Source organism: Lactobacillus selangorensis (assembly GCF_001437205.1).
Taxonomy (GTDB): Bacteria; Bacillota; Bacilli; order Lactobacillales; family Lactobacillaceae; genus Paralactobacillus; species Paralactobacillus selangorensis.
In genome coordinates, this window is the sequence record NZ_JQAZ01000002.1 from 312,276 (window position 1) to 335,660 (window position 23,385).

Annotated in this window: 17 protein-coding genes and 4 pseudogenes; 12 read left to right on the forward strand and 9 right to left on the reverse strand. The window is 47.2% G+C overall.

The genetic code is table 11. From position 1 onward, the window contains the following. Positions 1–5 precede the first annotated feature (5 nt). On the forward strand, positions 6–1,226 hold the full coding sequence (locus IV40_RS04075; protein ID WP_057769101.1) for a chloride channel protein: 1,221 nt from the start codon (positions 6–8) through the stop codon (positions 1,224–1,226). A gap of 27 nt (positions 1,227–1,253) precedes the next feature. Here the strand turns inward: IV40_RS04075 and IV40_RS04080 are convergent, their stop codons facing one another. The 5 genes from IV40_RS04080 to IV40_RS04100 all read right to left on the reverse strand — a co-directional run bounded on the left by IV40_RS04080 (position 1,254) and on the right by IV40_RS04100 (position 8,193). After that, on the reverse strand, positions 1,254–3,380 hold the full coding sequence (locus tag IV40_RS04080; protein ID WP_057769102.1) for a hypothetical protein: 2,127 nt from the start codon (positions 3,378–3,380) through the stop codon (positions 1,254–1,256). Then, positions 3,373–4,506: a hypothetical protein gene (locus IV40_RS04085; RefSeq protein ID WP_156404223.1), complete on the reverse strand. Its 1,134-nt coding sequence runs from the start codon at positions 4,504–4,506 to the stop codon at positions 3,373–3,375. Before IV40_RS04085 ends, IV40_RS04080 begins: the two co-directional genes overlap by 8 nt. A 65-nt stretch (positions 4,507–4,571) precedes the next feature. Then, on the reverse strand, positions 4,572–6,878 hold the full coding sequence (locus IV40_RS04090) for a hypothetical protein (RefSeq protein ID WP_057769104.1): 2,307 nt from the start codon (positions 6,876–6,878) through the stop codon (positions 4,572–4,574). Between the two features lie 245 nt (positions 6,879–7,123). Then, complete coding sequence (locus IV40_RS04095; RefSeq protein WP_057769105.1) at positions 7,124–7,504, reverse strand: hypothetical protein; 381 nt, start codon at positions 7,502–7,504, stop codon at positions 7,124–7,126. Beyond that, complete coding sequence (locus IV40_RS04100; protein ID WP_057769106.1) at positions 7,501–8,193, reverse strand: hypothetical protein; 693 nt, start codon at positions 8,191–8,193, stop codon at positions 7,501–7,503. Before IV40_RS04100 ends, IV40_RS04095 begins: the two co-directional genes overlap by 4 nt. Positions 8,194–8,328: 135 nt before the next feature. Here IV40_RS04100 and IV40_RS04105 point away from each other — a divergent pair, with 135 nt between their 5' ends. After that, positions 8,329–9,159: an aldo/keto reductase gene (locus tag IV40_RS04105; protein WP_057769107.1), complete on the forward strand. Its 831-nt coding sequence runs from the start codon at positions 8,329–8,331 to the stop codon at positions 9,157–9,159. Between the two features lie 123 nt (positions 9,160–9,282). Here the strand turns inward: IV40_RS04105 and IV40_RS04110 are convergent. Beyond that, positions 9,283–9,822 (reverse strand): annotated as a pseudogene (locus IV40_RS04110) (aldo/keto reductase); the annotation flags it as partial. Between the two features lie 158 nt (positions 9,823–9,980). Here IV40_RS04110 and IV40_RS04115 point away from each other — a divergent pair. Next, positions 9,981–10,379 carry a MerR family transcriptional regulator gene (locus IV40_RS04115; RefSeq protein WP_057769108.1) on the forward strand — a complete coding sequence of 133 codons (399 nt, stop codon included), beginning with the start codon at positions 9,981–9,983 and terminating at the stop codon, positions 10,377–10,379. Between the two features lie 29 nt (positions 10,380–10,408). Here IV40_RS04115 and IV40_RS04120 read toward each other — a convergent pair whose 3' ends face one another. Beyond that, on the reverse strand, positions 10,409–11,134 hold the full coding sequence (locus IV40_RS04120) for a matrixin family metalloprotease (RefSeq protein WP_156404224.1): 726 nt from the start codon (positions 11,132–11,134) through the stop codon (positions 10,409–10,411). A gap of 151 nt (positions 11,135–11,285) precedes the next feature. On the opposite strand from IV40_RS04120, the gene IV40_RS04125 reads away from it, so the two are divergent. The 7 genes and pseudogenes from IV40_RS04125 (at position 11,286) to IV40_RS04150 (ending at position 15,934) form a co-directional block, all read left to right on the forward strand. After that, positions 11,286–12,164 (forward strand): LysR family transcriptional regulator, encoded by an 879-nt coding sequence (locus IV40_RS04125; RefSeq protein WP_057769109.1) that lies wholly within the window; start codon positions 11,286–11,288, stop codon positions 12,162–12,164. Between the two features lie 23 nt (positions 12,165–12,187). Further along, positions 12,188–13,060 (forward strand): AraC family transcriptional regulator, encoded by an 873-nt coding sequence (locus tag IV40_RS04130; RefSeq protein WP_057769110.1) that lies wholly within the window; start codon positions 12,188–12,190, stop codon positions 13,058–13,060. Between the two features lie 119 nt (positions 13,061–13,179). Further along, positions 13,180–13,281: pseudogene (locus IV40_RS10970) on the forward strand (maltose acetyltransferase domain-containing protein); the annotation flags it as partial. 54 nt (positions 13,282–13,335) lie between these two features. Beyond that, the gene (locus IV40_RS04135; protein WP_269082192.1) at positions 13,336–13,752 is read left to right on the forward strand and encodes a sugar O-acetyltransferase; all 417 of its coding nucleotides are present in this window, start codon (positions 13,336–13,338) and stop codon (positions 13,750–13,752) included. After that, a complete protein-coding gene (locus IV40_RS04140; protein ID WP_057769111.1) occupies positions 13,742–14,914 on the forward strand; it encodes an MFS transporter in 1,173 nt (390 codons plus the stop codon). Before IV40_RS04135 ends, IV40_RS04140 begins: the two co-directional genes overlap by 11 nt. Before the next feature lie 2 nt (positions 14,915–14,916). Further along, positions 14,917–15,096, forward strand: coding sequence for a LacI family DNA-binding transcriptional regulator (locus IV40_RS04145; RefSeq protein WP_057769112.1), 180 nt, complete (start codon positions 14,917–14,919; stop codon positions 15,094–15,096). A 106-nt stretch (positions 15,097–15,202) separates the two neighbouring features. Further along, complete coding sequence (locus tag IV40_RS04150) at positions 15,203–15,934, forward strand: Cof-type HAD-IIB family hydrolase (RefSeq protein WP_420843256.1); 732 nt, start codon at positions 15,203–15,205, stop codon at positions 15,932–15,934. 166 nt (positions 15,935–16,100) lie between these two features. On the opposite strand, the pseudogene IV40_RS04155 reads toward IV40_RS04150, so the two are convergent. Together IV40_RS04155 and IV40_RS04160 are read right to left on the reverse strand one after the other, a co-directional pair. Beyond that, positions 16,101–17,980, reverse strand: a pseudogene (locus tag IV40_RS04155) (ABC transporter ATP-binding protein). Beyond that, a complete protein-coding gene (locus tag IV40_RS04160; RefSeq protein ID WP_057769113.1) occupies positions 17,970–19,709 on the reverse strand; it encodes an ABC transporter ATP-binding protein in 1,740 nt (579 codons plus the stop codon). The pseudogene IV40_RS04155 and the gene IV40_RS04160 overlap by 11 nt, the downstream one beginning before the upstream one ends. A gap of 377 nt (positions 19,710–20,086) precedes the next feature. On the opposite strand from IV40_RS04160, the pseudogene IV40_RS04165 reads away from it, so the two are divergent. Together IV40_RS04165 and IV40_RS04170 are read left to right on the forward strand one after the other, a co-directional pair. Further along, positions 20,087–20,780: pseudogene (locus tag IV40_RS04165) on the forward strand (zinc metallopeptidase). A 219-nt stretch (positions 20,781–20,999) separates the two neighbouring features. Then, on the forward strand, positions 21,000–23,273 hold the full coding sequence (locus tag IV40_RS04170; RefSeq protein WP_057769114.1) for an ATP-binding cassette domain-containing protein: 2,274 nt from the start codon (positions 21,000–21,002) through the stop codon (positions 23,271–23,273). The last annotated feature ends 112 nt before the right edge of the window (positions 23,274–23,385 follow it).

The following is a 23,385-nucleotide window of genomic DNA, read 5'->3' on the forward strand; positions in this document are numbered from 1 at the left end:
CCGATGTGAAAGATTACTTGAAAGATTTATTGTACAGCGTATGTTTAGGAGCCCTAGCCAGCCTGTTAATCGTTGGGTTTACAGCCATCGTCGCGTTTCTGACGAACGTAATCTGGACCGATTTCCCCCAACGGTTGAATCAGCCTGCTTATTGGCCGTTAGTCATCGGTCTTGTGGGCGGCCTGATCGTCGGCAGTCTCCAAAAATGGGTTGGTCCCTATCCATTCAGTATGGAGAAATCGCTCGCATTAGCGAAAACAGGTTCACCTGATTCGTACAAACACCGTGTGTGGCGTAACTTTCTGAACGCTGTCGTCATTCTGGCACTTGGCGCTGGGGTGGGGCCCGAAGCCGCTTTGATTTCGATTGTCAGCGAACTGGTCGTCTGGATTAGCGATCGCCTGAAATTCACTCGTACCCAATTCGATTTCTGGGAAAACAACAGTTTCGGCGCCGTCTTAGCGCTCATCTTCCGCAGCCCTTTCTTCGGACTATCGGAACAATACACCAATGAAAAGAAACATCGCCGTTCGTGGCACTGGGATTCGATTTATGTCATCACAATCGCCAGCGCCTGGTTCATCTTCAAATCGCTGCATCGTTTCGTTTCCGCACCGTTTTTATATATACATTCACGTGCTTCGATTACCTATCCGAAAAATACGATTCGCACCGTTATAATCGCACTCGTTCTCGCCATTGCTGCTTATTGGCTTTACGCAGGGCTGAATCGCCTCGTCGGGAAACTATCTCGCTGGCAGTCTCAGCCAATTCTATTGGCGGTTTTGGGCGGCCTGATTCTTGGTCTGACTGGGATGTGGACGCACTTCCTATTATTCTCCGGTGAAACGAGTATTTATGCGCTTCTGAAAGTCTTTTCGAATTTATCCGGCTGGACACTGCTGATTTGGGGGTTGCTGAAAATGCTGCTAGCCACTTTTTACAACGCCACCGGCTGGCGAGGCGGGAAAATCTTTCCGAACATCTGGGGCTCGCTCTGCATGGGACTCGGTGCCGCCAATCTTTTAGGATTGTCGCCACGCTTATTGGCCACCGTTTTTTGTACGGCCATCCTAACAGAAATTATGCCCAAACCGCTGGTCGTCTGCGGTTTACTCGTCCTCCTCTTCCCGATTCAATTGCTGCCGCTGATCATCGTTGTCAGTGTTGCAACAGTCTGGATTCAAAAGGGCTTGAATAAAGGTTTCAAACATCTGACTGCTTAAAAAGCATCGGCATATGCCGATGCTTTTTTATACCATTTTTTGCCGCTGTAGATGACGCCAATATTCACGCAAATATTTGAATGGAAACGGCACAACGGTATATTGGCCATTACGAACGAATTCGACACTCATCAATTCACTTAAATCCGCAAACAATGCGTATCGGCTGTCATCATTATTCCCCGCCAAGGTAACTAACTGACGTAATCGAACTGCACGGGCCACCTTAGGCTTCAGTGCTTGATAACTGCCCACATAATAATAGAATCGGCCCTGAATATTGACCAGTCCCATTCCTAAAGTGCCTTTCAAAAGCGGTGCCCGCACTTTTTGCCGCAGTGAATTATGAAAGGTAAACGTTTCGTTTGCTTCCAAATTCAGACAGATCATTTTATATGGTTTTCCGTAAAAACTAATGCCGCTTTGCTTAAAGGCCTGATTCCCCTCACCGATCGAAAAAGCAGCTTTGTTTAACTGTTTGATACTGGCAATCATTTGCGAACATGTGGCCCGATAACGAGGCTCAGCAGATGATTCCATCAGTTTTGTCAAAATAGTAATTACTGAGTCCGTTACTAGGAATTTGTCCGGATCGCTTTTGCTCAATAATTGCTGTACTTCATTTACCTGCGGCATGATCTGATAAGCTGTTTTTTGAATCAGGACAACATGCGTGCCATCTGAAAGAATCCCCTCAATCTGATCCCAGAAAAACTGCTGCTGATAATTCTGTTTGGCTGGATTTAAATGCTGCAAATATACATTCAAACAGGCTAATTCATCCCAAGCAGCTAAGGGCTCTAATTCAAACCGCTGATTTTTTAATTTGATCCGTCCGGCTGCCGAAATTTCCATTTTGGTGAGCATAATTGCGGCTGGTTTCGCCTTCGGTATCCATTCGCAGCGATAGTAGCGGTAACGACTAGCCAGCATTTGCAGTTCAGCCGCTGGTAATTGCAAGTGCTTTTCCGTTAAATCATGGCGGATAGCTAGTTCTTGACCCACCTTGATCATCTGATTGTCCTTGCCGGCATCCTTCGGTGGTTCCCATTTTAACAGACCCGTTTTGTGATCCAATTGTCCGAAATTTTCCAAAGTGACATGTTGAATAATAGTGTCCTGATCGCCAGCTTGATATTGTTCTACGACTCCTTTTCGGCGTGCATCTCGCAGCACTTGAATGTTATTTCCTGGCTGCGCACATTGGTTCGACTGCACCGTAATTTGGGCCGTCTGAATGAGGGGGCTTTTTTCAAGTCCTTCTGCAATACGGCGGCTTAACGTCACAGCTAACGGATCATCGGATTCGCAATAAACATTGAGCGGCTGCCCCTGAAAGTAGTGCCAGATCGTCTCCTTCTGCGGCAGCTTTTCTTTGTAATCCGCTAACAGCGGGACCGGGACAAACTGCAGCGGCCGTTTAAAATATTGATGGGCGTGCTTTGCTAAATTGGTTTTTAAGACAGCAATCACGCCTGTTTTAGTCTGATTAAAATGATCTAAATCGGCCAATGAAAAATAATCGACCAGGTTTTTATGCAGTGTCCCATTGCCGCGATGAAATAATACTTTCTGCTTAAAATCAGTCTTCTGATAACAGCGGCACATCAAATTGCGTTTGGCATCCCAAAAATAAAGCTCGTGGTCGGCTTTAGGTTGCCGTTCCTGCGTAAAGGTTTGGGTCGTTATCGCTAAATTATGATCCGCTTCAAGTTGAATCCGCAGTGTGTAACGTTGCTGCAAGCCCTGCGATTGGATCGTTCGCTGCCATTTGGTTTGGGCCACATAAAGTGCACTCGTTAAATTCTGCTTTTGACTGGTCAGTGCCGTGCCGGATTCCCGATTCAGCAATAATTGAACCAGCCGATTCGACGAACCTAGATAGCTACGAATTGGTTCTACTTTAATTTGCAGCCCTGTGACGAACTGCAGTGCAGCCGGTTTAGAGAGCAGTAATAAATATTTGCGGCCATGTTCATAATAATAAGTAACGGCTTGAATCACGGCGGCATTTTTAACGACTAATTTTTGAAAAGCAGCTTGCGCTTTTTTATCCGGCAATGAAACAAGTGCCAATTTAAAATCATGATCCAGCATCCTGAGATCCAATTGATAATCCGTCAAACTCGTTAAAATTATTTTGTCCTTATCCATGCAAATAACGCCCGATTTCTTTTTGGTCGTGTGCCGCAAGCACCAATTTCCCCTGCTGATCGATTAATGCTGGGATTTCATAAATACGCTGGTCCGCTGTCATCTGGGGCTGGAGATCCGCTTGCGTCGCACAAATATTGATGATCAGGACCCGCCAAGGTGTGCCCGTCGTTTCAGACAGTTCATTCAGCTTCTGATAGATGTGCTGATGTTCTGCTTGTGCAGATGGCCGATGAACCCCATTCCAATTCTTAAAATCAATTGCCACATGATCACCCACTTGATAATCGAATAATTCATTGATAGCTCGTTTATTAAGCCGTTGTAAATGAACATGCCAAATATCTTCGACGATGAATTTGCCGGCAGCCTCCCCTAATATACCTAAGTAAAGATTGATATATTGCACTGGATTCAGGATGAACTCGTTGGGAAGCCATTCGGTCGCAAATCCTTGGTCGTGGAAATATTTCTTCAAACCCGGATACCGGCACATACTGGTTAAACCGGAGGCATCTGCTGAAACCTCAATTGCATCATCAGGAACCAGCGGAAAATCAAATTCACCGTTATCCCATTTGGTAAGCGGTTTTGTCCAATAAGAAGTCGTTTGAGAATCATTTTGCAAGTACTGCAGGCACCGGGAATCTTTAGCTTGCTGTGCTGCTAATTGCAATTTGCTGATCGTCGGATTACTGAGCAAGTAGGTCCGTAAATTTTGATAACGTTTCGCTTCATCCGCTTTTGTCTGCAAATTATTGGTCAAAACCCATAAATCGCGATTCGTATACAAGGTATAACTTTGTTTCATCGCAAGCTGCTGCTGCGTGGCAAAATCGGTTTCAGAACGCGTGTCGCAGGCTAAGACTGCTTGTGCTTCTGGACTCAGCCGACTTGGATCGATTCCAACAGCACTGATTCCATCAATGACACGCATTGCGACTAAAATATCAATCGTCGGCATTTTATTGAAAGTACGATTCATCCGGCCGAGTGCCTGCACGATCGTCCGTAAGTATGAAATAGCAACACTTTGAACATTTTGCGGCTGTTTGCGTACTTGCTGCTTTTCGAGTGCACTGAATTGATGTTTCATTTCCTGATAAGTGATTTCATGGTTATCCAATAAATAAGCCAGTTCTGTAATAAGCTTTAAACCAGCCGGATCCAAACTAAAACTAGGGCCGCTGCTTAATAATGCGTCACTTCACCCAGATACATACCAGCTAAATCGACTTGCTCCTGGCGCTGATCGTCGGAATGACGGTTTTCAGCAATATTAATGACATGCGACCGTTCAAAGTCGCTCATCGGATGCTGTAAGTTCTGTCCGACCCCGATCGTCTGATACGCACTAAGCAGATAGACACGTGTCCCTTTGCTTAACAAGGTCCGCACTTTTTTCAGCTGTTCTGAAATTTTTTCTTGGGATTGGGCTTGGATTACCTTCAAATGCGGTCGTTTTTGCGGCGTGATCTGCAGCAAATCGGCGAGCCCCGCAAAGGTGTCCTGAACAAGGTCGAGATCCATTTCTGGTTTTTCTGAACGTGGCAATAAGGATTGCAGTCCTAAATATGACGTCAATTCAGGATTAACCAAAAAACGGACAAAACTGTCAAATAAAGCCACATAACGCTGTTTAAAATACATGCCTTTTTTACGGCCGTGGATCAGTTGCACCGTCTCCTGCAGCCTTTCATCCAGCTGAGTTATTTTATCCGGATCCATCTGCTGGTATTGGGCCGGAAAATGAATCTGCAACATGCCTAAGATCGTTGGTTCGATGGCCGCTAAATCAACATTGATTTGCACACCATGTTCCTGATAACGCTGTTTCAAATTAAAATGATTCAATGTTTCCGGCGTCAAATACTGGCATCCGTCTTTAATAAAATGATTGCCTAATTGTTCCTTGAGATAATCCAAATCATAATTATCCAAAACGGTCGGGAACGTAGCCGTGGCCGACAATCCAAGCACATTGGCTTTGTTCAAAATGCTAAGCAGATATCGTTCTGGTGTCACTGAAAAAAAGGCCGCATTGATATCTGTCCGTAAATCATGCCGTTCTGCATTTGAAAAGTAGAAAAAACTCAACCCCCATTTTTGGAAACGCCGATAACTATCTGGGACCTGCGCAGACTGCTGCTTCGTTTTAGGATGATACAGATCCAAGCCTAGATTCAAAAGCACATCGATTTGATTAGAGCCCAATCCCAACGCATCATAAACCGAGTGGCATGCTTCCCAACTATCCATGGCAATTTCGTCCGGCTTCAAAGTCTGATTATGTTCACTCTGATAAACACTCCCCACATTTCGGATGAGCAGTGTAAAACGGCGGATGAAGGCAGCCAGTTGATTCAGCATACTGTAAAAGTGCAGTTCGTTTTCTGGTTGCGGTCCGATTTCGACCGAATTCGTTTTAGCATTGAAATGACTATGCCACGATTGATTATTACTGATCAGATTAGTCTGCGGCGTATGAATTAAAAAGCTCTGTTCCTCATGGTGGGCCACCGTTGTTTTATACAGCCGATCTAAACGATACCGTTCTTGTAAGTCATTTGCCTGCTGCTTCAGCTGGTTAAACTTGGTGCTATTCACAAACAGCCGCTGAATCGGGCTTGGCAGCTGATCGACTTGTTCCATTCCCTGATGAATCGTCTTAAACAAACTCAGCAGGTCCGCCTTAATCTTCAAAGCATCTTCGATTGCCTTAGTCCATAAACGCTGCTTCGTCGCATCGAATTCATCGATGATCACTAAAGCATTTTGAAGAAAATCGGCTAATTGGAACATACGTGAATCGTGTTCAAAAAAATCAGTATAACTGCGAATAAATTTATCCGTCGTCATGATGTATACTTGCCGGTGAGCCAGATCAACGGTCGGATAATACTGATTCATCCAATTTGCTTCTGGTGTATATTCGGTACGCACATACACGCGAATTTTTTCCTGTGTTTCTGCATCCAGCGGCATTGATGCCCCCACTAATTGGGCCAAACGTTCAGCCAGCGCCTGCCGGACACGATACTCGGCTTTCTTCAATTCATTCCAAGCCGACGCATCTGAATCCGTTTCCTGAATGGATTGATAAATTTTAAACTGCTGGTCAAGCAGTTCAATCATCTCCGGCACACGTCCTGCAAATAAGCCCGCTGGCATTTCATGTCTTTTGACAGACTGAAGTATTTGCTGAATACTGTCCGTTAATGATCTGACGATGGCGAAACGCTGGTAAAAATTATCGGATGCTCCTGCTTCAAGCAATGAACACCAGACATGGTGAAATTGGGCCGTATTTAAATTTTTCTTCTGGTCGCTTACAAAGTAAAACCGGGCTTCTCGATTTTCAGAAACCTGCCGGCAGATAAAATTGATCGCCTGATGTGTCTTGCCGCTGCCGGTTGGTGCATCCAGTGTCAGCAAATTACCGTTTAATCCATTTTGAATCAGCTGTGCATAAAGTGCTTCAAAATCAGCTTCATTCATTTTGATTCCTCCTTTGGTGTTGTGCTAATTACCTTAAAGGAAAACTATGAATCCAAGATGAAAAATTTGCGAAACAATCATGATGGCGTTACCGCTTATTACGCTCAATAATCTTATTGTGTCACACAATTTTTTTCAGACACCAAAAAAAGGGAGCGGCGGCAGAAGTCATTTTTGACTTCATCAGCACTCTCCCATGTGCGGTTATCCAACAAAATGGCGAGTGCCAAAAAGTTGTTCATGCGCTATTCACCTAAATTGATGCCCAAAATACTGGTTGTCATCACGAAGACGCTATACGGATGGCGAATGTACTCAGGGGCAACGTTCTTATGGGCGTACCGCTGATAAGCATGTGAAAGGAGCGTCGGTGTTCCCAAGATTATCGTAAATTCACCAGTTGTCTGGATTTGTTCGGGCAAAGCCGTCAGGTGCAGCCCTTTAACGTGTTCTGCGATAAAACGGCAGTAACTAGCGGCCGGTAGCTTGACTAAAACGGCATTGTCCGTATCGATGGTCACTTCGATGATGCCATAGGTTTCATTCAAAAAGAGATTCAATACACCATTTAACGCCGTCAGAGCATAAACGGGCGCCGTAAAATCGGCTTGCGTCAGCTGAATCATTCCGGTAGCTGCTCCACAGCTTGTTTCACCTGAGCGGCCGTCGGAATCACTAAAAATTGGTCCGAGCCGTCCCCAACGACGAAATAATACGGATGGTCATCGCCAGGATCGAGCTGGTCCAAATAGATCAGTGCTTCTAAATGCGACATTCGATCCAGTTTTTCAGCAGCATCCTGCTTCGAAATAAAATGGGCGAAAGCATGCACTTGTCCGTCACTGCTGTGCGCTTTTTCAAACGCCAGCGCCGCTGCAATCGCTGCATTCAAATCCTGGTCGGCCAATTGTACCAAATCAGCCTTACTGTGAATCGGCGGCGTTTGTTTCACCAAAATACCTTGATGCTGGTTGCCGACTTTCGTTAATTTTTGTAACTCCTTTTCAGTCAGATTTGCCTCGACAATCTGGCCCTGCTGATTGACGAGATTCCAAACAGCAGCTTGTACGTCCAGCTGCAAGCGCAAAATCTGTTTTAATCCTGATGCCTGAACGAAATCATTTTCAAATAAATCAGCAGTAACATTGCTTTCAAGCACAATGTTTTCGGTCGTCGTATAGTGAAGACCCTGCCCTGTTTCGGGATTATTCGTCGTGACTTGGCTGATGGCACCAGTTTGCGGATCCCATTGTAAGCCAATTACCGGCCATAATGTTTTCCGTTGCGGGTCCCATAATCGAAATTGCTGTTGCATCATTTACCCACCTACTTTCAGTTTCTCTACCACCATAGCATATTCATTTTGTAGTTAAAAGAACGCCCCAATTGAATTTTAAATGCGTCCCAATCTGTGGTACAACAGACATGTAAAAATGTCAGGAGGGATTTCATGGAAACTTATACTTTACGTGATGGTTTGGTACTGCCCAAAGTCGGTTTCGGCACCTTCCGTGTCACCGGTGCGACTGGTGTGCAGACCTTAGTTAGTGCGCTCAACAGCGGCTACCGGCTGCTGGATACCGCCGTCAATTATGAAAATGAAGGGGTTGTCGGTGAGGCCGTTCGGCAAAGCAGTGTGCCCCGTGAACAAATCAGCATTTCCTCAAAACTGCCTGGTCGTGACCATGAATACAAAAAGGCAATCGACCGCATCGAAGAATCTTTGTATCGGACTGGTCTCGATTATTTCGACTTGTATCTGATTCATTGGCCGAACCCAAAGGAAAATCGCTATGTCGAAGCTTGGCAGGCCTTGATTGATGCGCAAAAATTTGGTTTGATTCGTTCCATTGGGGTTTCGAATTTCTTACCGGAACATCTCGACCGTCTGCAAAAGGAAACTGGTGTGATGCCTGTCCTCAATCAAATCGAACTACATCCTTACTTTAATCAGCAAACTCAACGGACCTATGATACTGAACATGGAATTCTGACCGAAGATTGGAGTCCGTTAGGCCGTGCCAGTGTCATGCTTAAGGACCCGCTGCTGCAGAAACTGGCCCAGAAATACAATAAGAACGTTGGTCAATTGATTCTGCGGTGGGAATTGCAATTAGGCACCCTGCCGATTCCCAAGGCCAATCACCCAGCCCGCCAAGTCGGCAATCTTGATGTCTTCGATTTCAATATTTCGGATGCCGATATGGCACAGATCAACAGTTTGACCCGTCCTGATGGTCGCACCACCAACCAAGACCCGGCTACACACGAAGAATTTTAGCAACTAAAAAAGAGCCGGTACCGGCTCTTTTTTTGTGTGTAACGCCGCTTCGTGCTGATTTCACACTGAACGGCGGCATGTTTCACATGAAACAAACGGCATTCTTTGTAACGCCGTTATAGTTTAAGGCAAATCATTGCCAGCAGCAAAGTAGACGTTGTACCACTCCTGCTTGGTCAATTCGATATCGGCACCAGCAGCACTGTCGGCGATATGCGCCGGCGTCATGGTTCCCAGCATGACTTGAATGTGTGCCGGATGCCGCAGAATCCAGGCGATGGCAATGGCATTCTTGGAAACACCATACTGATCGGCTAATTTTTGCAGCTCGGCATTTAACTTTGGAAACTGGTCATTATTGATAAACGTCCCATCGAAATAGCCGTACTGGAATGGCGACCATGCCTGAATCGTCATATTGTGCAGACGCGCATAATTCAAAATACCGCCGTCATGGTCGATACTGCGGTCATCATTCATGTTGACATGAATGCCCTGGTCGACCATCCCAGTATGCATGATGCTGAATTGCAGCTGGTCAATCATCAGACGCTGGCTGCAAGCAGCTTGAACGAGTTCGACTTGCGATGGATTGAAATTAGACACACCGAAATGGCGTACTTTGCCGTCCAATTGCAGTTCATCGAAAGCAGCGGCGATTTCTTCTTTGCTCCTTTGAATCGGCGAAAGTGATTTGTAAAATCAAGTCACTCGTCTTAAAATAAATTGGTCCGTACCTGTTGTTTGGCCGCAACAGTATTTACTATAAAACTTAGACCATAGTCTAAGACAAGTACTTTTTCAAAAAAGGAGTTGTTTTTTTGGGACTTTCTATTTCCGGCGCCGTCAAAAAGACGGATATTCCCGCCACCACGATTCGTTATTACGATAAAAAAGGTTTATTACCCTTCGTTCGGCATGATGAAAACGGTCATCGTGATTTTACCAAACACGACATTACCATGCTGCAGCTAATCAGCTGTTTGAAAAACACCGGCATGGAACTGTCGCACATTCGTGACTTCGTTCAAATGTGTCAGGACGGCGATACAACACTTGAAGAACGGCTTGCTTTATTCGAACACCAAAAAACGGTCATCGAAGACCGCATCAAACAGGATCAAAAATATTTGCAAACCGTCGAACATAAAATCAATTATTACAAAGCCGCCTGTGCTGCTGGAACAGAGGATGCTGTTTCAAATGAAGATTGCGAATAAACAGCCATGCTGCTTAGCGTGGCTGTTTATCATTGATAAATCTCCTTTAACGCGGACGAGTCGCCAGTCGACAGCGTTGTAACGCCTTGGTCGACTGGATACATGACCGAACTCAAATCGGAACTATGGTCGAGTCCCAACGCATGGCCGAGTTCGTGAATCGCTACTGAGTCGCTGAACGCCGCCGAATACGTTGCATTCAAACGTGCACGTGCATTATTAGTGCTGGTCGTTCCCTGCCAACTGGTTTCCTGAGTGATTTGCGGACCGCCGACCCCTAACTCGATTCCAGTCTGCAGGGCGTTAGCCATCTGCTTGTGATAAACCGAAAAGGTAATCTGATTTTTAGCTTGCTCATCCGCCTTCAATTGAACAATCCCAGTCTGATTATAAACAGCAACAGCATCCAGAAAGACTTTTTTAGCTGCAGCAGGTGTCCCCTTGGCAAAATGGTAGCCATACACTTTATTCAAATGAGCGTTTTGCACAATTGATTCGACTGGTGTCGCGTCGGCTGAGGTCGCCACCGAACTGCTGGCGCTCGAAATTTCCGTCTGGCTGGTACTCGAACTGGACGCCGAACTCGCAGTGGATGCAGTCGGCCGCAGATTCTCAGCCGCTTTTGGTAATTTAGCCGCCGCTGCTGTTAAATAATGACGGGCTGTGCTGGCAACGACCTGTGGATGGCTGCGGGTCCAGCCGATTCCAACTAGTAATAATAATAAAATAACAATTCGTCTGAAAAATTTCACCATTCATTCTCCTTCATATTCTCCATGTGAGACCACTATAGACCTTGAAGCAGGCTCGAGGGCAAGTCCCTTTACCAAAACTTATCTTTTGGTAGCGCTTGTATTTACTGCCGGACTAGTATACTTTTAGTGTATACAAGCAGGAGGTGCGCTGATGATTGAAAATTATTTATGGACCGAACTGGCCGCTTTCGCCCAGTATCACACGCTCGCCAAAACGGCGGACGCCCTCCACGTCACCCAGCCGACCGTCACTCGTGGTTTAAAAAAGCTCGAAGCGGAGCTGAATGTGCCCTTATTCGATCGGCAGCCGAATCGAATCATTTTAACGGAAACCGGCGAATTGGCCGTCAAAGAGGCCCAAAAATTACTGGCCGCCCAAACCGAAGCTGTCACCAAAATTCAAAACTATGCCCGCAGCCAGCAAATCCTTAAAGTAGGTGCCACAATTCCAGGTCCCTTAATTTTATTTCATTATTTTCAGGCTCAACTACCCGCCAACGTTCAAATCAATCGTGATTTGCTGGAAGCTGACATTGTCCCCCTGCTCGACCAGAATCAGTATACGGTAATCCTCTCCGACCAGGAAATCTTTACTGACACCGTCGAATCACGCTTTCTGGGGACCGAAGATTTAACAGTCAATTTAAATCAATTTATGTATTTGGCCAATCAGCCTTCCGTTCAGTTTGCCGAATTAAAGGGACTCAGTTTCCTCGTGCTGGCAGATATCGGCCCCTGGAACGACATTATCAAAACCAACATTCCCGGCGCTAAGTTTTTGTACCAGCAGCAAGCCGATACCTTTTCGGAGCTGACCAAATATTCCGACTTTCCGTTTTTCAGCACCAATTTATCCCGTTTCGACCCCGATTTCAGCAAGCGCCTAAACGAAGACGATAATCGGGTCGCCATCCCGATTGCCGACGCCAGTGCCAAAATGCCGGTTTATGCCAACTATTTGAAACGGCAGAAAAACAGCGTCGCACCCTTGCTCAAATTAGCCGTTCACCAGTGGCCGGCTGCTAAATAGCTTATTTTTAATGGAGAAATCAAATGACGATTACGCATGAAGTGGTCCAGGTGGTGCCCCGCCTGCCGTTTAAATTTTATTTACACGATCCGCTGACAAAAATCGACGTCGCCCCGCATTGGCATCAGGGAATCGAACTCAACTACTTGTTAAAGGGCGACACCCTGCACTTTGTGACGGACGGGCACACGACCGACTATCGGCCCGGCGATCTGTGGGCCGTCAACCGGCGAGTCGTGCACAGTGCGACCGGTGCGCCGGACGTTGACTGGGATGAATTCGGTTTGATTATCGATGATACCTTTTTAGTCAAGCAGCTGCCCGAAAGTGTCAATTGGGAACTGACACTGCATGGCCCCGTTTCACAACGAGCCGATGCAGCTGCTTATCAGACGATTCAGCAGCATTTGTTGGCAATCCGGCGGCTGCTCGACCAGCAAGTTACCGATTTATCACGACTCGCTATTTTGAGTCATTTTTATGCCCTGCTGAATCAGTTAGGAACCGCTTTTGCGGTGCCGCTGGTTTCGGTTGATATTTCCGCCAATCCCAATCTGGTCAACACCGTCGTCAGTTACATCAATATCCATTATGCCGTCGAACTCACCGGTGCGGAACTTGCCAATCGCTTCCACACTTCATTGACCACTTTGAACCAGCAGTTTAATGCCAATCTGCAGATGTCAATCAGTAAATACATTCGGCTGGTGCGCCTGATGAATGCCCGGCGGCTCTTGCTGGACACCGACCAGACGATCGAAGCGATCGCTGCCAATTGCGGCTTCCCCAATCAAAAAACGCTGACCCGTAATTTCAAAGCTTGGAAAAAAATGACCCCGTCTGCTTATCGGGCCCGTCTGCTCACCACACCCAAAACTGACCGTAACTGCTTTTAAAAATCAACCCTGAAACCGTTTTATTCATGCTATCCTACCTTCTGTAATCACATTGCAGGAGGTTTTTTTGAATGACAACAGAACGTGAATTGATGTTAAACGGGTAACTATATTTTGCTGGCGACCCTGAATTGGCCGCTCTCCGCAAACAGGCACATTGGCAAATCTATCATTATAATCAAACCAATCCTGACCAGGATGAACAACGGCAGCAGATGCTCAACGAGCTAGTCGATTGTCCCAGTCAGGATGCTTATATCGAAGTCCCGACACGAATGGATTATGGGCATAATCTGCATTTGGGCAAACATTTTTACGCCGACTACGGCAGTATTTTTCTAGATGTGGCACCGATCACAATCGGCGATAATGTGCTGCTGGGCCCGGCTGTGAGCGTGTATACGGCTGGGCATCCGCTTGATGTGCCAATTCGAAATGAAGACTTGGAATACGGCTACCCGATTACAATCGGCAACAACGTCTGGATCGGCGGCAATGCCGTCCTGTGTCCAGGCATTACCATTGGCGACAACACCGTCATTGGAGCAGGCTCGATTGTTACAAAGGATATTCCCGCCAATGTCGTTGCCGCTGGGAATCCGGCACGCATCATTCGGCCAATCACGGCAGATGACACTCGCTATTGGCAAGCGCAAAAACAAACTTATTTACAGGCACGTGATGAAGGCTGAGCAATCGAAACTAACGATGGCCAGCATCCTCAGCATTTCAATGGTTGGCGGTGTCACCACAATCATCACCGGCATTCTGCCGCAGCTGGAGCATGAATATCCGACGCTACCGACGACCATGATTGAATGGCTGGTCACCGCTGCCAATCTGAGTGCCTTGGTGACGCTATTAACCAATTCCTGGTTTACCAAACGGTGGGGCATCAAACGGACCGTCATCACGGGACTCATCGTTAGTATGCTGGCAGGCACAGCCCCGCTGTTCAGCCATCAATTTGCCGGATTGATGTTCAGCCGGCTGGTGCTGGGATTAGGCATTGGCTTGTTTTCACCGCATGCAATCAGCCTGATTGTTCACGTCTATTCAGGCGACCGGCAAGCCCGGCTGCTAGGGTATCAAGTCGGACTCGGTGCACTTGGCAACGCCATTTTCCTAGCGATGGCCGGCGTCATCGTTTTGTCCGGCTGGCGGAACGTTTTCCTGCTCTACCTGCTGCTGGGGTTGGTCGCCCTGCTGGCTGCGGCCGGTTTGCCGGAGGGAACAGAAACTCCGCCGACGCAAACAGAAAAACGGCCTAAACTGCCGCTGCGCAATTGGGGCTTTGTCGGATTGGCCTTTGTGACTTACTTGCTAATCTGGGGCGTTCAATTGAAACTGCCGAGTCTCTTCCAAGAGCGTGACCTTGGAGGGGTTAGTATTGCTAATTGGACGCTTTCAGCCATGAACATCGGCGGTATGGCTGCCGGACTCACATTCGGACTTTTATACCGCAAATATCACCGTTTCACCCTTGTCATTGGCTATGCCGGTGCGGCCATCACCACTTTTTTACTCCTGCTGGCCCACCAAGCTGGTCCAGCCATCATTGCCGCCGTTTTGTTTAATTTTATCTATTCTTATACAGGACCTTATTTGGTTTTTCGTAGTCAGCAAGGGCTCGCACCGCAACTCGTCAATGCCATGAGCAGCTGGCTGACGATTGCCACAATTATCAGTGCCTTTTTTGCCCCTTTGTTATGGAATACACTCGGTCAATTAGGCCCTGGCACGGTCACTGACAATACGCTGCTGTGGACGGCTGTTTTTCTCAGTTTGATTGCCGTTTCCATCACAATGTTATTTATTCGTCCGCATACCGCACCAATCAGAAAGAAGGAATGAAATTGGCTACCATTTATGATGTCGCACGTCTCTCCGGACATGCCCCATCGACAGTGTCACGAGTCCTGCATGGGAAAAACCATGTGGCACCTGCGACACGGACCGACGTGCTGGCCGCCATTGAGGCACTGAACTATCAGCCCAATCTATTGGCCCAGCACCTCAGCAATCTCAAATCATAAAGGAGTTTTTCAATGACAAAAATTAAATTGATTGCCTTGGATATCGATGATACCCTGCTCGATTCACAGGGCAAATTATTAGATTCGACCAAAGCTAGTCTCCAAAATGCCCTCACTCACTATGGGCATCAAAGTTGTCTTGTGCTCCGGTCGGCCGCTTGCCGGCGTCAAACCGTATTTGGAAGCAATCGGCATCCAAGGCGACAATCAGTACGCCATTACTTACAATGGCAGTGTCGTCAGTTCGGTTTCTGGCCGGACGCTGGTTGCGTTAGGACTCTCCAATAAAACCTATCGTGCCATCGACCAGTATGCCCAAGCGCACCACCTGCCGTACAATGTGCTGGATGAAAATAGTCAGATTTACACCAGCAATCGTGATGTCAATTGGGTCACCGTCGTCCAGGCCCGTGAAAATCTAGCCGGCATTTATGTGCGCACGCCTGATGAACTCCCGACTGATTTTACAATCGTCAAAGCCGTTTTTGTTGGCGAAGCGGCAGCACTCGATCAGCAGGAGCCAGGCGTTAAAGCCCGTTTTGGCAATGATTTTTATGTGGTGCGGGCGGCGGCCAACTTCCTCGAAATCATGAATCCGGATGCCAATAAAGGCAGCGGCCTCAAAAACTTAGCCGAAAACTTAGGTCTTGCACCTGAAAATATTATGGCCTTCGGAGATGAACAGAATGATATCCCAATGTTCGACTATGCCGGCACTGCCGTCGCAATGGGCAACGGCTCTGAAGCCGCTAAAGCCCATGCCGACTATATCACCGCCTCTAATGACGATGATGGAATCGCCAAAGCACTCGACCAACTGGTGTTTGCGCAGCATTAAATAGTTTCAAAACAAAATCGCACACAGCCATGGTTTGGCGCAGAATAAACAGCCAAAAACAGCCCGCCTCAAATTTGAGACGAGCTGTTTTTTCCTTTACGGAACCTTTGATTGACTTCATTTTAGCAGTTTACGCTGCCAACGAAGATTATTTTTTTGCAATCCTCTATTCCAACGTCAACGAGCCTGTATACAGCTTGTAATACTCGCCTTTCAGGGCCATCAGCTGGTCGTGATTGCCTCGTTCGACAATATGCCCAGCGGCAACGACCATAATCTGATCGGCGTTATAAATGGTCGATAAACGATGGGCAATGGCGAAACTCGTTCGTCCGGCCATCAAATTATCCATCGCTGCCTGGACGAGCCGTTCTGTCCGGGTATCGATACTCGAGGTAGCTTCATCCAAAATCATAACAGGTGGATCGGCCAAAGCCGCACGTGCGATTGACAGCATCTGCCGCTGCCCTTGTGACAAATCAGAGCCGTCTCCCTTAATTTCAGTATCATAGCCCTGCGGCAGATTCTGGATAAACGAATCGGCATTGGCCAGTTTGGCGGCACTTTCAACTTCAGCATCCGTCGCATTCAGCCGGCCATAACGAATATTATCTCGAATCGTCCCAGTAAACAGGTTCGTCTGCTGGAGCACAATCCCCAAGGAATGCCGCAACGCCGACTTTTTGATTTGTTTAATATCGATGCCGTCATACAAGATTCGTCCGGAGTCAATCTCATAGAAACGATTCAGCATGCTGTAATGGTCGTCTTGCCGGCCCCGGTGGCACCAACAAAGGCCATTTTCTGACCTGGTTCGGCGTCTAAAGACACATCATACAGAACCGTATGCTTGCCATCATAACTGAAATCGACATCATCAAACTGGACATGACCTTTTAATTGACGATAACTAGCCTGATTGTCAGCTTCTGGCTTGACCCAAGCCCATAACTGCCCCTGGTCATCGGGCACGAGCTGCCCATTCTGGTCGGAAACTTGAACCAAGTCAATATCGCCCGCATCGATTTCCGGCTGTTCATCCAGCAGTTCGAAGATTCGCTGCGCACCGGCTAACGCCATGATGATTGAATTCAGCTGCTGCGAAATCTGGCTGATCGGCTGTGTGAAGGAACGGCTCAACTGCAGGAACGCCGCAATCGCACCGAGCGTTAATGGCAAGGTATGGCTAACTGACAAAGCACCGCCGACAAAAGCGGTCAGGACGTACAGCAGATTGCCGACATTCCCCATAATTGGAAACAGCATCGTCGCAAACCCATTGGCACGGGCCGCATCGGTCTCCAAATCATTATTGTAAACATCAAACTGCTTTTCAGCAGCCTTTTCATGCGAAAAGACTTTGACAACTTTTTGTCCATTGAGCATTTCTTCGATGTAAGCATCCACGTCCCCCAGCGTCTGCTGCTGGGCTTTGAAGTAATACGCCGACCGGCGGCTCAAAAATCTGACGATGAAGATACTCAAAGCGAAAATAACGAACGACAATAACGTCAATTGCCAGCTGATGACCAGCATCGCAATCGTAACGAAGGTGATGTTCATCAAACTATTCAACATTTGCGGCAGACTTTGTGTGATCATCTGCATCAAGGTGTCGACATCATTGGTATAACGGCTCATGATGTCACCATAATCATTCTGGTCAAAGTAACTAACTGGCAGTGTCTGCATGTGGGCAAACATCTGCTCACGAATCCGCAGCTGAACACCCTGCCCGACCACTGACATGATTTCAGAGTATAGGGTTGTCCCCAGCACACCAGTGTAGTAAATCGCCGCCATAATCAGCAGTGCATTCGCCAAAGGCCCATAATCTGGATGAGCCGACTTGGTCAGCGGCACGATATAGTCATCAATCAAACGTTCCAAGAAAACGGAGCCAGCCACCATCGCAAACGAACTGACGATGACGCCCAAAATAGCCAGCACCAATGAACCACGATGCGAGCTGAAAATCACTTTTAACAATCGTTTGAAAACTTTGCCGTTGAATTTACCGGCATCGCCATGAAAATTATGATGCATGGTGGGCGTCCTCCTCTCGTGTCTGCGACTTGTAAATGGCTTGATAATCCTGATTGTGAGCTAACAAATCTTTGTGCTTGCCAATGGCTTCAATGCGGCCGTGATTCATCAAGACAATCTGGTCCGCATCGGCGATTGATGCGATTCGTTGGGTAATCATGATTTTTGTCACATTCGGCATATCCGTGTGGAATGCTTCCCGAATTGCCGCATCCGTATTCGTATCGACGGCCGATGTTGAATCATCCAAAATGAGAATCTTGGGATTCTTCAGCAGCGCACGTGCGATACAGAGCCGCTGCATCTGACCGCCAGAAACGTTGCTCCCATTTTGCTCAATGCGAGTGTCGTAGCCATCTGGCAATCCCTGGACGAAATCATCGATTTGCGCCAACTTGCAGGCCGCAATCATCTGTTCATCCGTCGCACTCGGATTGCCCCAGCGTAAGTTGGTTTTAATGGTGCCGGAAAACAGCACATTATTCTGGAGCACCATGGCCACATTGTCCCGCAGTGTCCGCAAATCATATTCGCCAACAGGACGGTCAGCCACTTCGACGGTTCCGGAAGTTGCATCATACAAACGGGGAATCAGCTGAACCAGCGATGACTTGCCGGAGCCGGTTTCGCCCAGCACACCAACCATCTGACCTGATTTGATATGCAAATCGATATCTGTCAATTGCAAATCTTTCGGATCGCCAGTGTAGCTGAAATCGACATGGTTGAAATCAACGTCGCCGTTTTCAACAGTCATTACTGGATGGGCTGGATTCGTAATGCTGCTGCCTTCGCTTAAGACTGCAACAATCCGTTCGGCGGAAGCCTGTGCAATCGATAATTGGGTAAAAATCATCGACAGCATCATCAATCCGAACATAATCGCATTGGCATATGAGAACATGCTGACCAATTGCCCAGTCTGTAACTGATGGCTGACAATCAGCTTGGCCCCGAACCAAGATAACCCAATCATCGTCGTATCAATGACCAGCTGCATCAGCGGTCCATTTAAAGCAACGATTTTCTGTGCTTTTGAGAACACATCGAAAATAGCTTGGGCAGCCTGGTCGAACTTGGAAATTTCAGTTTCCTGACGGACATAGGTTTTCACTACCCGCACGCCCCGCACATTTTCTTCAACGACACGGTTCAAACGATCGTAGCGATGGAAAACCTGTTGGAATAACGGACGGGCAAAATGGAGGATTACCCATAATCCCAATGCCAGAAACGGAACGGCCACAACGAAGACCATCGCAAGTTTGGCGCTGACGGTAAACGCCATAATAATTGAAAATAACAACATCAATGGGGCACGTACAGCCACACGAATCAGCAGCTGATACGCATTCTGGATGTTAGTGACATCCGTCGTCATCCGGGTCACCAAACTAGAACTGGAAAAATGATCAATATTTTGAAACGAAAAATCTTGAATCTGATAATACAAATCATGGCGCAGATTACGAGCAAATTTAGCACCGGCGACACTGGAAAACCAGCTGGCACCAGCACCGCTGCCCAACGAAATCAGCGCCAGAAAAATCAAAACGATTCCCCACCTGAGGATGTAATTCAGATTGCCCGGTGTGATGCCGTCATCAATGATATTGGCCATCAAAAAGGGAATCAGCGTTTCAACCAAGGCTTCGGTCGTTACCAGAAGCGGCGACAAAATCGAAGCTCGTTTGGCGTCACGGATGGATTTCATCAAAGTATGTATCATATCATGAACCAAACCTTTCCTATTAAAATTAGAAGCTTATCTCGTTTGTAAACGAGGATAAAAAAAGAGACCCTGCTCATCAGAGATAAGGTCGTTATGTCTTTATTTCACGTGTTCAGATCTATCTACACACGCGAAGCCACGCATTCGTTAGGTACTAAATTGAGAAATAAGGAACGACCCAACACATCATGTGTCAGGGATACCTGCTACTACCACTATCAAAAGTATAGCACTTTGAAAATAAATAAAATCATATTTTTCAGAAATCACCGTAAAAAACGATTTAAATCCGTCTTAAGTTTGATTTGCTTGCTGGTGAATATGTTAAAATCGCTATTAACAAACCAATTTTGAGCATAAAGGAGCTGCAAGCGATGTTTTTCTGGGATCCGACTTATTTATTAGTCATCATTGGGATGGCGATTGCGGGCTGGGCTTCAGCCTATGTCAACAGCACCTATCGCAAATACGACCAATTCACAAGCCGCAAAGGCATTACTGGGACCGACGCTGCTAAGTATATTTTGGCACAATCGGGAATCACCGATGTCTCTGTCACCACAATCAGCGGCAATTTAACCGATAATTATAATGGGCAGACGAAGGTGCTGAGTCTGTCGGAGGCGACGGCCGATTCGACTTCCGTCGCCGCTATCGGTGTTGCTGCCCATGAATGCGGGCATGCCGTTCAAGATCACGTTAATTACCAACCGATGCGGATTCGCACCCGTTTAGTACCGGCAGCCAATTTAGGCTCGACGATGGCTTTTCCTATCATTCTAGTCGGCGTCCTGCTCAGCTGGAATCAGACTTTGATTAACATCGGGATTGCTCTATTCTCACTGGCGCTGCTGTTCCAGCTCGTCACCCTGCCGGTTGAATTCAATGCCTCCCACCGGGCCATCCAAATCTTGTCTGATGGCGACCTCTTAACACCAGAAGAAGTCCCCATGGTCCGCAAGGTGCTCGGTGCCGCTGCGTTGACTTATGGTCGCCGCTGCACTCGCCACCTTCCTGCAATTACTGCGTCTGCTGCTGTTGTTCGGCGGCAATCGTAGGGATGATTGATAACATGAAACAGATTTCCAAAGCCTGTTTATTCCGGTTAAATTTCCTTCGCTGAATGTCCCCCAATTCGGACTTTCAGCGATTTTTTTTATTTTTATAAGCACCATTGGCTTCTGTTTCACATGAAACATCCCCAGCAAAATCCTTGCAGGAATAGCATTCAATCTCTAATATGAAGTCGTTAGGTTTTTTCGATATATTCGGATAGGAGGAGTGTTGATGTCAGATTTATTTGCTAAGGGCGCCATCAGTGTCCATGGGGCTCGTGAAAACAACCTCAAGGACATTAGTTTGGAGATTCCGAAATATCAGACAACTGTGTTTGCCGGTTTATCAGGCGCCGGTAAGTCATCACTGGTGTTTGATACAATTGCAGCCGTCTCACGGCGCGAATTAAATGAAACTTTTCCTAGTTTCACCCAGCAATATTTGCCGAAATACGGCCAGCCGGATGTCGATTCGATTGATCATCTGCCGGTTGCCATTGTCGTCGAGCAAAAACCAATCAGCCGGAATTCTCGTTCGACGGTTGCCACATATACTGGCATTTATTCCGTTTTGCGGCTGATGTTTTCTCGTGTCGGCAAGCCTTGGGTTGGCTATTCAGAATGGTTTTCCTTCAACCTGCCGCAAGGAATGTGTCCCAATTGCCAGGGACTCGGATTTGTCGACGAAATCGATGAAAGCAAGCTGATCGATCCGAATAAATCTTTGAATGAAGGGGCGATGACTTTCTCTGGTTTCCAGCCTGGAACATGGCGCTGGAAGGAATATGGCAACAGCGGCCTATTCGATCTCGACAAACCAATTAAAGATTATTCCAAAAAGGAATACGATCTCTTTATGCATGCACCTCGTCAAAAGCTCAAAAACCCGCCGAAAGAATGGGCAAAAACGGCACAATATGAAGGCTTAGTACCTCGTATGATGCGTTCCGTCGTCCACAGTGCTTCTGGCCGGCACCATCAGGCAGCACTGGCTGAAATTGTCACTCGCAAGCCGTGTCCAGTCTGCCATGGCACTCGTCTCAATCAGGGCGCCCTGAAAGGCAAGGTTAACGGCCAAAATATCGCCGACGTTTGTTCGATGGATCTCGTCAACGTCCTCAGCTTTTTAGATGGGATTACCGACCCATTAGCAAAAACGATGGTTCGGGAATTGCGCAGTATGATTCAGGCTTTAGTCGACATCGGCTTAGGTTATTTATCTTTAGGGCGAGGCACCGATACCCTGTCCGGCGGCGAAGCTCAGCGCATCAAGATTGCCAAATATCTGACCAGTTCGCTTTCCGATTTAGTTTACATTCTCGACGAACCCAGCGTCGGCCTGCATCCGCACGACATTCAGCTGATTACGCGTTCGCTGAACAAACTTAAAAAACGAGGCAATACGATTATCCTGGTCGATCATAATCCCGCTATCATCCGTTCCGCCGATTATATCGTTGAAATCGGGCCGCAAGCTGGCAAAGGCGGCGGTCGGGTTACCTTCACCGGCACCTATCCCGAATTATTAAAATCAGACACAGTCACCGGCAAAATGCTCCGACAGCCAACCACTTTCAGAACACCTCGCCAGCCAAAAGAATGGCTTACTGTCAATCATGTGACCAACCATAATCTCCATGAAGTCAGTGCTAAAATTCCGCAAGGCGTAATGACCGTCATCTCCGGTCCGGCCGGCTCTGGTAAAAGTACGTTGGTCAGTGCCTTTAAGCAGCAAGTCGCTGATCAGGATTATATCGATCTCCGCCAGGAATCCGTCGGTGTCAACATCCGTTCGACGCCGGCCACTTATCTGAAGATTCTGAATCCGCTCCGCAAACTTTTTGCCACTGCAAATGATGTTTCACCCCAGCTCTTCAGTTACAACGGCAAAGGTGCCTGTCCCCGCTGCAAAGGCAAAGGCGTCACCATTACTGAAATGGCCTTCATGGACCCCGTCGAACAAGTCTGCGAGCTCTGTCATGGCAAACGTTATAGTCAGGAAGCCTTGCAATATAAATACCAAGGCAAGGATATTTCTGAAGTTTTGAACATGTCGATCACTGAATCGCTCGACTACTTCAAAGATTCGCCTGCAATCGAAAAGAAAGTCAATCTGCTGGAACAAGTCGGCTTAGGCTACTTGAGTTTAGGCCAAACCATGACGACGCTGTCCGGCGGCGAAGTTCAACGGGTCAAATTGGCCTTGGAACTCGATCACACCGGCAGTATTTATTTTCTCGACGAACCAACGACTGGGCTGCATTTACAGGACACGCAGCGTCTGATCGATCTCTTCGAAAAGCTCGTTGATAAGGGAAATACGCTCATCTTGATCGAACACAATTTGTCCTTGATCAGTCAAGCCGATTGGCTGGTCGATATGGGTCCCGATGCTGGCAAATACGGCGGCCAAGTCACGTTTGAAGGTACACCGCAAGACAGCATGCAAGATGAAAATTCCCGAACTGGTGTGGCCTTGAAAAAGCAAATTGAAAATCATGGGTAATTGCTGAGCGGCTGCAGCGTCCCTTTAAACGACAAAATTTTTACCTATGCTATTTCTGTTTTCACGATTACAATAAGTTTTGGTAACTGCTGCTTCGCATTCAAAAAGGAGA